9 protein-coding genes are annotated in these 14,497 nt (G+C 47.5%); 4 read left to right on the top strand and 5 right to left on the bottom strand.

Annotated features, from left to right (window positions below; genetic code table 11):
* The first annotated feature begins 4 nt into the window (after positions 1-4).
* Positions 5-592 (top strand): GNAT family N-acetyltransferase, encoded by a 588-nt coding sequence (locus OZ401_RS01155; protein WP_341468877.1) that lies wholly within the window; start codon positions 5-7, stop codon positions 590-592.
* Positions 593-595: 3 nt separating this feature from the next.
* The gene (leuS, locus tag OZ401_RS01160; protein WP_341468878.1) at positions 596-3,106 is read left to right on the top strand and encodes a leucine--tRNA ligase; all 2,511 of its coding nucleotides are present in this window, start codon (positions 596-598) and stop codon (positions 3,104-3,106) included.
* Positions 3,107-3,194: 88 nt separating this feature from the next.
* On the opposite strand, the gene OZ401_RS01165 is transcribed toward leuS, so the two are convergent.
* Genes OZ401_RS01165 through glpX form a run of 3 tightly spaced genes read right to left on the bottom strand, consistent with a single transcriptional unit; the run spans position 3,195 to position 6,565 of the window.
* Entirely contained in the window at positions 3,195-3,890 is a 696-nt protein-coding gene (locus tag OZ401_RS01165; protein ID WP_341468879.1) for a GNAT family N-acetyltransferase, read from the bottom strand.
* A gap of 35 nt (positions 3,891-3,925) precedes the next feature.
* Positions 3,926-5,536 carry a glycosyltransferase family 39 protein gene (locus OZ401_RS01170; protein WP_341468880.1) on the bottom strand — a complete coding sequence of 537 codons (1,611 nt, stop codon included), beginning with the start codon at positions 5,534-5,536 and terminating at the stop codon, positions 3,926-3,928.
* Positions 5,537-5,563: 27 nt separating this feature from the next.
* The gene (gene glpX / locus OZ401_RS01175) at positions 5,564-6,565 is read right to left on the bottom strand and encodes a class II fructose-bisphosphatase (protein ID WP_341468881.1); all 1,002 of its coding nucleotides are present in this window, start codon (positions 6,563-6,565) and stop codon (positions 5,564-5,566) included.
* Between the two features lie 287 nt (positions 6,566-6,852).
* On the opposite strand from glpX, the gene OZ401_RS01180 reads away from it, so the two are divergent.
* Complete coding sequence (locus OZ401_RS01180) at positions 6,853-8,289, top strand: tetratricopeptide repeat protein (protein WP_341468882.1); 1,437 nt, start codon at positions 6,853-6,855, stop codon at positions 8,287-8,289.
* 167 nt (positions 8,290-8,456) lie between these two features.
* On the opposite strand, the gene OZ401_RS01185 is transcribed toward OZ401_RS01180, so the two are convergent.
* Positions 8,457-10,247: a photosystem I psaA/psaB family protein gene (locus OZ401_RS01185; RefSeq protein WP_341468883.1), complete on the bottom strand. Its 1,791-nt coding sequence runs from the start codon at positions 10,245-10,247 to the stop codon at positions 8,457-8,459.
* A 309-nt stretch (positions 10,248-10,556) separates the two neighbouring features.
* Positions 10,557-12,731, bottom strand: a complete 2,175-nt coding sequence (locus OZ401_RS01190; RefSeq protein ID WP_341468884.1) for a hypothetical protein — start codon at positions 12,729-12,731, stop codon at positions 10,557-10,559.
* A 248-nt stretch (positions 12,732-12,979) separates the two neighbouring features.
* Here OZ401_RS01190 and OZ401_RS01195 point away from each other — a divergent pair, with 248 nt between their 5' ends.
* A complete protein-coding gene (locus tag OZ401_RS01195; protein WP_341468885.1) occupies positions 12,980-14,458 on the top strand; it encodes a TolB family protein in 1,479 nt (492 codons plus the stop codon).
* Positions 14,459-14,497: the final 39 nt, after the last annotated feature.

Genomic DNA, 14,497 nt, shown 5'->3' on the forward strand with positions numbered 1-14,497 from the left:
AATTATGATTACATATTACGAACAAAAACAAGATTTGATAAATTACACCATCCGGTACGCCACAGAGGCAGATATTCTTGCGGTTCGAGATGTGGCGCGTATAAGCTGGGATGCTACTTATTCGGAAATAATTCCGCCTGAAACTCGCGCTATATTTATCAAGCGCAGTTACTCCGATCAGGCTTTGAGACATTTTTTGAATCGCGCTGGGAAGGATAACTGGTTCTTGGTGGCAGAATCCACAAGTTCGGGTGTGGTTGGCTTTTGCGAAGTAATGTTGCGCCCCGGCTATAACCCTGATGCCGAAATAACCCGCCTCTATTTCCTTCCAGAGTGGCAGGGGCACGGCATTGGTACTGCTCTTTTGAATGAAATGCTGGCAATACTGCGCGGTCTTGACCCTGAATCCGGTCTTAGACCGCCCCGACTGTGGTTGACGGTGGCAGCACAAAACCAGCCTGCCATTGCCTTCTATCAGCAGCGGGGCTTCCAGTTTTATCGCGATTATGCTATCAACCTCCCCGAAACGCACGGTATAGTGCAAGCGTTGGAGGTAAAAGAATATATGCTGGAATTGAATTCACGGAGATAGATTATGGATACTCAAATAAAACCTGAAGTAAACAGGGCGGAAAAGCCGGTATATCGTCCGGCAGATATAGAATCGAAATGGCAAAAAATATGGGAAGAAGCGGGCGCAAATCACGCCCCTGATGATGATTCCCGCCCTAAATTCTATAACTTGGTGATGTTTCCTTATCCTAGCGGTGATTTGCATATCGGGCATTGGTACAACTACACCGGGGTAGATGTGTTCGGTCGTCTGATGCGGATGAAGGGCTACAATGTGATGCAACCGCTGGGCTTCGATGCTTTCGGTTTGCCTGCCGAGAATGCCGCTATAAAGCGTGGAGTACATGCGCGCAAATGGACTTTGTCCAATATTGCCAAAATGCGCTCACAATTGAAAACGATGGGCGGTATTTGGGATTGGCAGCGCGAAGTCATTACCTGTAACCCGGATTATTACAAATGGACTGAGTGGTTCTTCCTAAAGCTGTACGAGAAGGGCTTGGCGTATCGCGCCAAAGCGCCAGTTAACTGGTGTCCGAGTTGCCAGACGGTATTGGCGAACGAACAGGTGTTGGCTGACGGCACTTGTGAGCGTTGTAGTACGCTGGTGTACAAGCGCGATTTGGAGCAATGGTTCTTCCGTATCACCGCTTACGCCGACCGTTTGCTGGAATATAAGGACGTTAGCTGGCCCGAAAAAACCATGCTGATGCAGCGCAACTGGATTGGACGCAGCGAAGGAGCGCGTGTCAATTTCAAGGCTACCGGATGGGATGGTCAGGAATACGATTTGCCGATATTTACCACTCGTCCCGATACGGTGTACGGTATCACCTTCTTTGTGTTAGCGCCGGAACACCCGTTGGTAGAAAAGCTGACTACACCCGACAAGCAAACTGAGGTAAACGCTTACATCGAGAAAGCACGTGGTGAAACTGACATTGAGCGGCAAAGCACCGATCGCGAGAAATCGGGCGTGTTTATCGGCAGTTACGTAATCAGTCCTTTCACGGGTGAGAAAGTGCCGATTTGGATTTCGGATTATGTGCTGATGGGTTACGGTACAGGCGCAATTATGGCGGTTCCTGCTCACGATCAGCGTGACTTTGAGTTTGCCCGCAAATTTAATCTACCTATTCGCTTGGTTTATATGCCGGACGATCGCGAGTTGAGCGAAGATTCGATGAGCGAAGCGTTGGTACATGAAGGGCATGTGGTAAACAGCGGGTCGTTCAACGGTTTGCCGGATAATCAGGAAACCGTCAAGCAGTTTATTGACCATATCGAGCATGAGGGTTGGGGCAAGGCAGAAGTCAATTATCGCGTGCGTGACTGGTTAATCAGCCGCCAGCGATATTGGGGTGCGCCTATCCCGATGGTCTATTGCGACACTGATGGTATCCAGCCTGTGCCGGAAGAACAGTTGCCGGTATTGCTGCCGGAGGAAGTGGAATTTAAGCCCACCGGGGAGTCACCTTTGAAGTACATCCCTGAGTTTGTGAACACCACCTGCCCTAAATGCGGTGGTCCGGCGCGGCGCGAAACTGACACGATGGACACTTTCATGTGTAGCTCTTGGTACTTCCTGCGCTATTGTAGCCCGATTTTTGAAGGGGGCGCGTTTGAGCCGAACCTGATTAAAAAGTGGATGCCGGTTGATCAGTACACCGGCGGGGCGGAACACGCCACTATGCACCTGTTGTACGCACGTTTCTTTACGATGGCGCTGCACGATATGGGCTACCTGAGCTTTGAAGAACCTTTCACACGCCTGTTCCATCAAGGTACAATCTTGCGCGACAGTAAGAAGATGAGCAAATCGAAAGGGAACGTGGTTGCGCCAGATGTGCTGGTTAATCAGTACGGGGCGGATGCGGTGCGTGCCTTCCTGATGTTCCTAGGACCCTTTGATAAGGGCGGTAACTGGACAGACACTACTGAGATGCAGATTGGGGGAATCTACCGCTTCCTAAGCCGTGTATGGGCGCTGGTGACAGATACGGTGGCGTTCGACAAGGGCGGTAGCGTTGATTCTAAAATCGAAGCGGATGTGCGCCGTTTGCAACACAAGACGATTCGGCGCGTGCTGCAAGATTTGGAGTCGTGGCAGTTTAACACTGCCTTGTCCGGCTTGATGGAATATAACAACGGCTTGATAAAGATGGCGCAGGATACTCCCGCCGTTCAAGCCAGCGCCGCTTGGCGTGAGGCGTTAAATACAATGCTGGTGTTGTTGGCTCCATTGAGTCCGCATATCACCGAAGAGTTGTGGCAAATTACCGGACACGAAACCAGTATTCATATCGAGACTCTGCCCATCTACGATGCAGCATTGGCAGCCGATGACTTGGTGACGTTGGTGGTGCAAATCAACGGTAAGTTGCGCGAACGTATTGATATTCCCGCCGATATGGGCGAGGATGAGGTTAAAGAGACGGTGCTGAGTGCGCCGAAAATCGCGGCAGCCATCTCTGGCGCTACCCCGAAGAAAATCATCTACGTGCCGGGCAAACTGGTAAATATAGTGCTGTAACCAGAAGAAAAACGGAAGGGCGGAGTGTGATGCTTCGCTCTTTTTTATTGCAAATCAAAGAGGCGTTGTAGCCAGTTTATTGAAAGAGTTACAACCCCCAAGGATTATTGCGCTGGAGTAGCGAGAAGAATTTTTGCTGAACCTCGCTGCTCACCTTGTCGCCGATACGTACCATGAACATATTGGCAGCGTCCATAATGACATTCGGTTCGTCTGTATCGTATTGATCGAAACCCCCCGATTCGATGACACGTTTGAGCATTTTGCGATATACAAAGCGATTCAAGCCCACTGCTTCGCTATCCCAATGCCATGCGAACTCGTAAGAGGTGACGATTTTGTCGCGCAACCATTCCTCACCTTCGAAAGCAGCCCGCATAAGACGATAACTCAAACCCACGCCACGCCACTCCCGGCTAACCTCGATTGCGCCGAACTCGTACACGTTGGGCGACATATCCACTTCATTCAGCCCATACCAGCGATCGTATTCGTCTATAGGGTGCATACAGATATACCCAGCAATTTCACCTTTTGCAGTATGCACCAGCACCACGTTGCCAAGCTCCATCCCCGCAATTTTTATCAGATTGGCTTTCTGGCGTTCTAGGTCATAGCGAAAGAATATACCCAAGCCTTCGCTCAAGCTCATTTTTTCGATAAAAGAAGCGGGTACACGCCGCCGGAAGTAGAATACCTCGTTCGGAGTTGTCAAGCTTAAGGTATCTAGCAGAATACCTTCAGGCTCAATAGCAAGCCTTTGCAGGGGTGTTGAATCGGTCATAGCTTTCTCTATTACCTCTTCGCTCAGAATCGGATTTACTGTTGATATAATACCAGCAAAACTCGGTCTAGCTCAACCGCTTGCACCCGGGTATATTTGCGGTCGAAGTCTGCCATTAAGCTTACCTGCCAGTCTTTGCTATGTGCCCAAGGTATATCTAACCCAATCGGCAACGGTCGCGGTTCGGCTAGCGGGTTATCGCCCTGATATAGTTCAAAAAGTACCCAAAAACGCTTGAAGCGTTTACCTACATCTGCGCTGGCAATAGTTTCGGAATGTAATTTTTCTACTAACAACGGAAAAATATTGGGGGTAGGGTAATCCGAGAGGGAATATTTGGGCGGCAACGCTTGCGCCCCGTAGTAAACCAGTGGCAGCCACGCAATATCGGTGGCAGTTACAACCGCCTCGGCAGGTTGCTGTGCAAGGTAAGTGTTAATCTGATTAACATTATAACGGGCGATATATAACGGTTGCAGTTTGCCGTTGTAAATATCAGGCAGATAGAGGGAACTCCATAACAGCGCAATTACCAACGGAATACCCACTAAAATTGCGCCACCCCACTTTTGTGTACCCGGTTTAAAAATTGCCCAGCCCAGTAATAGGTAATAAAACGGCGAGCAGGCGATAAGCGCTTTATCCAAATAGAGCGATTGAAATGCCAGCGAAACCAGAATTACCAACCCAAGCGGTGCAAACAGCAACCACAGAGTGCGTGCCAGCCCGGAATCGCGCCTTTCTCGCCACCACGCCGGAATCGCCATAACGAGAGTTATTGCCAGCAATACGAAAGCAAGCGCGAAAGCCAATATAAATAAATCGGCTGGTGCAGCGCCGAAGATAAAAGTAAAAAAGGTACGCAGTATTATTAGTGGCTCAGGCTCTGGTATCCAGAAATTATTCTTAATTGCGTCTAACCGACTGGTAAGTTTGGGGAATAGGGCAAATCCGGCTACTACCCCTGCCCCTGCCCCTGCGCCCCACATTCGCAACAGGATTCCTTTTTCCCAATATAATCTGGCACGAAATAGCGGATAGAGGTAAAGAGCCGCTAGGTAAAAAGCTCCGGTGAAATTATAAATAATAGCCAGTGCACTGACACTGCCCAAACCCAGCCAATCCAACCAGCGCGAATTTTCCAAACCCCGCAACCAGAACCAGATTGCCAGTAAGACCCAAAATTGCATAAAAGAGTAGTTACGGGCTTCCTGTGAAAAATATATCTGGAAGGGGTTGAGTGCCATAATAGCGGTTGCGCTTAGCGTGATACTAGACTGTTCTGGGAACAATCGGCGACCGATAAGCCATACCAGCCAGATTGCGCCTACCCCCGGCACTACCGAGAGCAAACGGATGGTCGCATCGCTGTAACCGAACAAATCTATCCAGAATTTAAGAGTTAGATAATAGCCGAAGGGATGGTTATCGCCGTTATTAAGAGCAAAGAGAGTTGAAATATCCTGACGAGCGTAAACCGCACTAATCGTCTCGTCAAACCATAGCGGTCGTTCACCTAGTCCGCTCAATCGCCGCGCCAAACCCAATAACAGCAAGCCTAGCGCGGCAATATCGGGATTTATTTCATTCCAGAACGCGGCTATTTTTTGTTTCAATTTAATCAGAGGATTGGCTTGAGCGTTCAATAAAGAGCGCCCAAGCCATAATGTGTTTTATTTCTGGCTAGGGGCAAGATATTCTACTTCGCTATATGCCATCAGCTTATCAAGGCTATGCCGCGCTCGAATGTCTCGGACGGTGCCTGATTTGCTACGCATAACCAGCGAATGGGTTTCTATATGCCGTTCTGAATATTTAACACCATCCACCAACTCACCGTTAGTTATGCCGGTAATGGATACAAAGACTTGGTCTGAAGCTACCAAATCATCTATGGTATAGAGTTTATTCAGGTCTGCACCCATTGACAAAGCTTTGCGGCGATCTTCCTCGTGGCGTGGATAAGGGCGGCACTGCATTTCGCCACCGATACATTTTAGAGCGCACGCAGTGACTACCGCTTCAGGCGAACCACCGATACCCATCAATACATCTACGCCCGTATCTTCGAGCACTGTCATTAATGCACCGGCAATATCACCGTCAGTAATCAGTTTAATGCGTGCGCCGGCTTCGCGAATTTCCCGCATAAGTTGTTCGTGACGAGGACGATCAAGCACAACCACAGTCAACTCTTCCAAGGGGAGGCGTTTGGCTTCGGCAATACTTTTCAAATTCCATTCGACCGGTTTATCCAAATCAATTGCGCCTTTAGCGCTAGGACCTACGGCAATTTTATTCATATAGAATATTCCGGGGCTGGTATAAAGGCTACCTGCTTCGGCTAAAGCAACTACTGCTATTGCATTGGGTAAACCCAGCGAAAGTAAACGAGTACCGTCAATCGGGTCAACAGCAATATCTACCTTGGGGGGTTCGCCGTTGCCGATTTTCTCACCGATATAAAGCATAGGAGCTTCATCTTTTTCGCCTTCACCGATTACAACTGTACCGTCCATACTAATGCTGCCCAATGCTATGCGCATTGCTCTTACTGCTGCTCCATCGGCTTTGTTCTTATCGCCGCGTCCCATTAAACGTGCTGCTGCCATTGCGGCGGCTTCTGTTACACGTACTAGCTCAAGTGAAATATTCCTATCAATCTTCTCAGGCATACAGTTCCTCCTAACAATACTTTTACTCAAGTATTGTTGCACATAATTTTAGTCCACACATTGAATTTCTCTCGGTACATTCCCGCCGCTTCCTGTGTAACCTTTTAATGTTGGGTATTAGCCTCAATATAATCGGCTGAATATCCGTTGCTTGCGGCGGAGTTTCTTTATTGGCACAACACTTTTTGGCATTGAACAACACGCCTGATTTGCCGCAGTTCCAATTATGCTTTATATAATAACCTTAACTTATCGAACAATCAACGTAAAAATCGCAGGAGAAATGCATGCAAAGGATTAATTCGCAATTCTTAATTCTTTTGATTCTAATCTTAATTCTTTTGCTCGGTTTGTCGTCTTGCGGCGAAGAAAAAAACCCTACAGTCCCAGTAGTAGTGGTCACTCACGCTGTTTTTACCCCTACCGTTACGCCACAACCGCTCACTCCATTACCCACTCTTGTATTTGCTACTCCTACCTTAATACCGATTTCCTCTCCGACTCCATTTCCTACGCCAACTTACCGCCCCACCTCTACTCCTGAAACCAAACCTTTGCCAACCCCACCACCGTTTACAATTGCTAAACCCGACCAACTTGCCAACAGCATCGCCGCTTGGCTAAACAAGCAACCTGATGCCTTGCCCTCTAAAGACCCGGCAATTGCTAAGAATCGTCTCCGTGATTTATTACTAAATTGGAATGCTATCGGTTTAAATAGCGCGGTGGAAGCTGCCGATCTGGATGGAGATGGGCAGCCGGAACTGGTGGCGACCGTTGCTGAAAGTTGGAGCGAGGTACCCACCATTCAACGAGATGCCGGGTTTCTATTGTTGCTAAAAGGCAACAAAAACCAATGGAGCGCTAGTTTTTTACGTTCTCGAACCCTCAAGCTTGATGCCGAAGAAGATTTTTTGCACCCACAACTGGAAAAGATTATTGATCTTACCGGAGATAAATTGCCTGATATAGTTTTTTCTGAGCTTATTTGCGGTTCAAACACCTGTATTTTACGGTTACATGCAGTAAGTTGGAATAATGGCAAGTTTACCGACCTGACTCCTGACGTACCTTCAATGCCCACTGCCCAACTAAGTATTGAACAAAACCCTGTCGTTGGCACGTTACCAGCTTTGATACTTATCGGTGGCACTATTAATTCGCCAAGCGCCGGTTTGCAGCGCACCCGTTCCGAATATTGGCGTTGGGATGCTGCTAGTAAAAGTGTGAAGTTGGCTGAAACACGCTTTGCTACTTCTTTCTTCTTATATCATCGTGTGTTGGATGGCAATGCGGCTCTGGACAAGGGTGATTTAAACCAAGCAATTGATTTGTATTATGGCTCGTTAACCGATTCCACTCTCAAACTCTGGTTCGTTGAGTCTCAGGGAACTTCTGAAGATGCCATTCAGGAACGCGAGGTACTCACCGCTTTTGCTCGGTTTCGTTTGGGCATAGCCTACGGTTTAAAAGGAGACCTTGAACGGGCAAAAACGGTAATGGAGGAGGCAAGCTTGAAGGATGGGAATTATGCAGGTTGGGCTAAAGCTTTTAATATTGCGGTAAGCTCTGGCAAATTCCCCTCAACTACCGCTGCAATTGCCGAAGGTTGTGCCACGGCAATTAATTATTCACAGCAAAACCGCAGTTTGATAGAAGCGATGAACCGTTTTGGAAGCGCTAATCCGGTTTTCAAACCTGAGAATATTTGCCCGAAATTATGAAAGGGCTTTCGCCTTTTCAGGCAAGGGGCATAATCTAATCCCGGTTCATTCTTTCTGTTTCAAGCGATCAAGCGAGAAAGTCCTATAAAACAAAAACCCCCGCCTATACAAGGCGGGGTGTTGTTGAGTTGAAGTGGTAAACAGCGAAAGTTAGTCCATCGGGTTTCTTACGGGGCAGGCAGTGGTACTAAAACTGGCACCCCGATATTCGGTCTCCAGGAATAACCTACTGCTAGGTAGGTAAAGATGCAGGTGAAAGTACCGCCATAGTAAAAGCATGTACCGAGGAAACGGCTACCCACTAGGGTAGTGACGAACTGCTCAGGCACTAGATTGATGTTAAAGTGCCGCTTGAGGAAGCGTGATAGTATGTATGCACCTTCCAGACGTGAGCCACGGTACATAAACCAGAACATAAAGCTTAGTAACCAGATCAAATGACCATAATATAATATCATAGTTAGATGACCATCATTCCATATCTTACTAGTAGCTTGGAAGATATAGAACAAAGTACCTGGCCTACCGGGGAAACTCAGAGGCCCGGCGGGGTCTTTCGGGTCGATAGCATACTGGAAGCTGCCAAAGTACGCTCCCATCATGTACCAAACAATGACGCTCAAGGGTTTGATAGCCCACAACATCGCCAACCAGATTTGATCCTGGATGGAGAAACCGCACGTACCACCGTAAGCGGGACCAAGGCAAGGATAGTCAAAACTACGTTTGGTTATGCCTTTTGCATCAAATAGCGGGCTGCGCCTGGTGAAGAAGACCGCACGTGAGAGCGGTATCATCACGAAGAAGAAGCCAGATGTTAAGGCGTGTAAGAATACCCAGTCGCTTACACTGGTTTGATAACCGGGCCAGACATGTAATATACCGGGCCAAACAGTTTCAAGTATATAAGGGCGTAGCCAGTCGATATACCACTCTGGTGGGAATATCTTGAAGTCCACCAGTGAGTTAATACCCATTACACCCCAAGCTGAGAAGCCAGTGAAGAAGGCGAAGAAGAAGCATATGACCGATATATCTACCTGCCTATCTTCTTTGTCAAACCACCTAATCCACTTGGATATAACCCAAGGATTCTTGGTGTCGTCGTCACGCACATCCCACAAATATTGAGCGCCGTGGAACACACCACCGAAGATATAAAGCGCGCAACAGTTGACATGGTTCCAAACAAATAGGTTTAGAGTCACGTCGCTCCATTGCCCCAAAGCGGCACTTTCACCTCTAGGGAAGGTGAACCAAGCGAATGCGCTGTAAAGCATGCCCGTCCAGCCGAATATCACGAGGTTAACGTGCAATTGCGCTTTCGGGTCTTCCAAATGCCGATTAAATGTTGGCGGTTTTCTATACGTAACTACACCAGCTATAAGTAAAGCACATGCCAGTAACAATAGGAAACCGTCAAAATTCATAAGCGGAATGATTTTAGCTTGCCTCTGTGCGGCATCGGTCAAGCCTATTCCAAAGAGAACAGGACCGCGCTGCATAACCAGCAGCGACCACAGGTTCCAAGCAAAGCACCACCATGCAATGTAAATTAGGTGACCGCCCCATGCTTTTGCATAGGTTAGAGCCGCAGCTTGCAGGATGCGGTTGCGGTAATGCCACCAGCCAAACAAAATGAGACCTAGCCCACTGATTATGTGAATCAGTGCATAGGTTAGCACCTTCTCTTTAGTATCGATGCCGAGGTTATATAGTTGCGGCTCGATGGAGAGAAAAAAGTAGTTTCCCGGCGCTGTAATACCACTCCCGATATTAAAAGCTACCATTACCCCGATCATACCTGAGACAATCAGGTGTCCACCGAATATTTGGTCTTCGGTACGTGGGAAGGCGAACAACTGATACCAGTTATAGCCTCGCACATGGAGTTCGGCGGCCTTGTTTAAGGCGGGACGGTTGATTACTGGTGCAGCGGGACGTAGCTGAATACTCATAAAGCTGCGCTCCTGTTCCAGTGTCCAGAAAGCCCGTATGGGGATTTTGTATCTGGACCTTTACAAAACCCAAATAGGATATACTGACCGACCCAACCAGTTTTGGATAACACCAAACCGAGCTAACTTAAGCTAGCATGTTTCAACCAGTCGAGACAGTTTGAGCCATTTACCTTGTTTGCATGATAAAGTAAGCTCAAGAATGCTTCAGTAGTTTCCACTACACCTCTATTTTTTGTAGAACTAATTACTCTGATGTTAAATACTGTAAAAATTGAGGTAAGAAGTGATGATAACTCTTATGCTAGGCTAACTTTGTAAGCTCAAATCACCAATTGCAAATGCCAAACGGCGTGTATCACTGAACGGCATTTGTAGCTCTTGTGGAAAGGCAGCGGGCAATAAACTGGTAAAACTCAACAAATTGCTTCCGGTTTTAAGGTTAAGTTTTAAGGTTTGTGGTTGAGGTGTTTGCGTTAAGTTCAACTGCGGTTGGGTTAACCCATTTAAGGTTATTTCGAGATGGTTGCCTGCTGCCAAGCTCCATGCTTGTAAATCGAGTTGTACTTCCCCGGCTTTTGCTGTCACAATCTGAATTTCCAACCGATTCTCCACCCAGCGATAGGCGCGTCCATCCGGCAATTTCTGAACTTCATAGCCACCACCGCTCGTTGCCAGCAACGCTGTCTGGCTATCAGTTGCAGACGGCACATGGAAAATTGCGGTACGCCCATCATCAAATACCGCAGCGCCGCTCAGCCCCTTTAAATATTCCTCAAGACCTTTTATATCTTCCTGACTGAATAAGCCTTCATCTCGGTATAAAACCACATACCGGATGTTGTAAAGCTGTAGCAATTTTAGTTGCGGCTGTGGGTTAGCTGCAAAAATAGCCTCCGACTTTTGTGGAGGGAAATTGAAAAACGCGCCGATTGGCTCTATTCCTTCGTAAAGCTGGATTACACGTCTGGAAACGTAACCTCCCGCAATAGGGTGTTGGTGGATGGTCTGGAAGAACATACGGCGACTGTCGCGGGTATAGTGGGAGGTGATAGGCAACTCCAACAGACCATAACTGCGGTCGGAATCTTTGCCGATTTCTTGAAAATAGGTGGGGTAGTATAACGAGTCTTGTTTAAGCGGTAGCGCCAAAGTATCAGCTATGAATAAAGCCAATAACAGAGTGGCGGCTATTCCATACCTAGATTTAGGGAATCGTAGGAAATGCCATTTACTTATGATCCAGCCTGCCCCATAGCCTGCCATCAGGCTGATACCTAGCGTAGCCAGCGAAAGCAACCGTAACGGGCTACGTGCTAAATTCAAAAGAGGGATTTTTTCAAGCAATTGGTAGGGCATTGGGATGCCGCTACTCAATAGTGTGGCAGGATCATCGCTAAAGTTAAGACGCAAATATGGACCGAGACTAAGGCTCAATGTTACTAGTGTTATTCCGCACCACCACCACAGCCAACGCTTATTTTCACTTCGCCACCACACCCACAAGCCTAATCCTGCCAATGCCAACGCTACAAAGCCCAGATAATAGGGATTGGTGCGGTAACCATCACTACGTTCGGGGTTAAATAAGCCGAAGAGTGGGCTTGATTCGAGGATGGTTTCTTGCCTTGACAGGTCGTAATTGAAAACCAGAAAACCATCGCTGTTGCTACGAAAAGCTCCAAGCGCAATAGGGGCTGGCAATAGTAACCCGCCTGCTCCAATGCTTATAGCTCTAAGACTAAGTTCGCGCCAGTTGTACCCTTCTTTGCCCTTCCTGAAACTGCGCCAGATCATAAACAGGTATAAGGCTACACTATACATTCCCAGATAGGTAAAATAATACCAATCGCTGTAAAAAGTCAGCCATAGGCACAGGATTGCCAGCATTGGGTACAAATAAGTGTTTTTGGTGGAACTTTTCGACAGAGCTTTATGCAGAAATAGTAGGTAGAGCGGTATCCATTGTTGCCAGTGAACGTTGATTTGTCCGCGTCCCACACTGTGCTGGTGGTATGCCCCAAAGTTGTAGAACGCGCCCACCAGAAAAGGAGCAATGTAAGAAGTGTAACCCATGAAATAACGCGCCAGCGCATACGCTGCCCAACCTGTAGCAACATATCCGGTTAAAATTATTAGGTTGAAAGCTGCCGCGTTGCCCAGAAAACTTGCTAATATGCCACCCGGAATACTCAGGGTAGGTTGCAGCGTATGGTAATAAAGCTGAAGAGGGTTTGCAGCATTTCGGTAAGGATAGAAAAGTACGTCGGTAACATAGGGGTTTTTGAACCGTTCAAAAAGGGAGGTGCGTACCCACCAAAAATTCCAGATATTCTGGTTGCTATCGGGGTAACTTGCCGGGATAGATTCGGTTAGGTGCAAAACCAGAGGATAGGTGTATAACAATGCCAATAGCAGGTAAGCCAGCGGTACTACCAGTTGAAGCCCTATACTGGATTTGGTACTGCCGACGGGCTTTTGCACCAGAAGCTTCCTTTTGCTAGAGATTCTTTGTATAAATGTTCCAGATGTGCAAAAAGCAGAATTAACCTATAAGAAATCCAACTTTTATCTACCCAACAACCGGGCGAAATTATAGCACAGGAGTTTTTAAAGTCGCAAATAAGCTAAATCGCGTTAATTGAGCTTCGGATTCGCTACAAGTTACTTACAACCTCTATTTAGTGATAAAATCAGCACAAATCAAAACCCCTTAATAGAAAAGGATAACTATGAAAGATAAATTTATATGGGTTGGGCGTATAATGCCCGTTCTGGCACTATTAGGCTTGGTGCTGGCAGCGTGCGGAGACGAGCCAAAACCCACTTCTCCTGCCTCTACAACTGTTGCGCTTGCAACTACCGCCAGTGCTACCTCTACCCCGGTGGTACTGCTTCCTACCGTCGCACAGACTGCACTAGCAGCGACTACTGCGGCTACAACTGCCCTTTCAAATACTGTTGCGCCTGTAACCGCTACTTTGCCACCTGCTACCCCGCAACCGCTTCCAACGGGCTTACCGGGTAAAATTAGTATTGTGGGCAATGATGGACAACTTTATCTCTCTCGTCTGGATGGAAAAAGCCCACAAATTTTATTGGGACAAGCAGGTGTTAACCCGGTTCAAAGCGGCGATGGTCAAATCTTTGCTTTCCCGACATGGAGCAAAGATGGTAAGAAACTGGCAGCTATTTCTCTGAATATAAAGAGCGGGGCGTTGGTCACCTCGGATGTGTGGGTAGTAAAGGAAGACGGTACAAGCGCCTATAAAGTACGGGATAGTGAGCCAACCGGTGGTATTTATCTGAACTTCTCACCGGATGGAAACGTTCTTAGTATGTTGGTGGGCGGAAATGGAACGCTTGAATTACAGGTGGCTGATACTTCTACTGGGTCTGTAGCTAAACCATCTGCACCCCGCAAGTTGCTGGAAGGGCAACCAGTGTACAGTAGTTGGGCTTCAGACAATGCTACTTTGTTAGTTCATACTACTGATGCTAATAATGACACTCTCAATATTATTGATGCAAAAAATCCGGGTGGCAAGAATCAGAATATTCCGTTTAAACCGGGTTCTTTTCGAGCGCCGGAATGGTCGAGTGACGGCACACGTTTTGCCTATGTAGCTGCGGCTGATAGTCCCGGTAAACCACAGGCGTTGGTTATTTCAGATAAAGCTGGCAAAGAATTAAGCCGTCAGGTTGGCAACGGTGAGGGTATGTCCTTTAACTGGTCGCCGGATGGCAAGCAACTGGCTTTTATGTCACAAGCTACTACCGGGGATTTTTACGATGCTTTATATCTGGCGGATGTTACCGCTGCTACCAAGACCAAAATTGATGATGGAATCGTGCTGGCGTTTTTCTGGTCGCCCGATTCTCGCAAAATTGCCTATGTCACTCTCAACCCTACTTCCAATATTTTCACTTGGATTGTGTACGATTTAGTTTCTAAAAAAAGCGCGCTGCTGATGGAATGGGGACCGAGTGAAGCAACCGCTCAGATTTTGGGCTATTCTGATCAGTATAGCCAGAGTGATTCTATCTGGTCGCCGGATAGCAAGGCGCTGGTTTTCGGGGGTTATGATAAAGCTGCTATCTTGCAACCACAGCCGGGTGAGCCGCAAATTTATATATTGCAGGTGGATGGTACGAACAGCGGACAATATTACAAAGCAGGGGTTGGTGAACTGGCTTTCTGGAGTAAGTAGTGGCACATATATAGCTTATTGGACTAGAATAGCAAAAAT

This window comes from Candidatus Chlorohelix allophototropha, assembly GCF_030389965.1.
GTDB classification, from domain to species: Bacteria; Chloroflexota; Chloroflexia; order Chloroheliales; family Chloroheliaceae; genus Chlorohelix; species Chlorohelix allophototropha.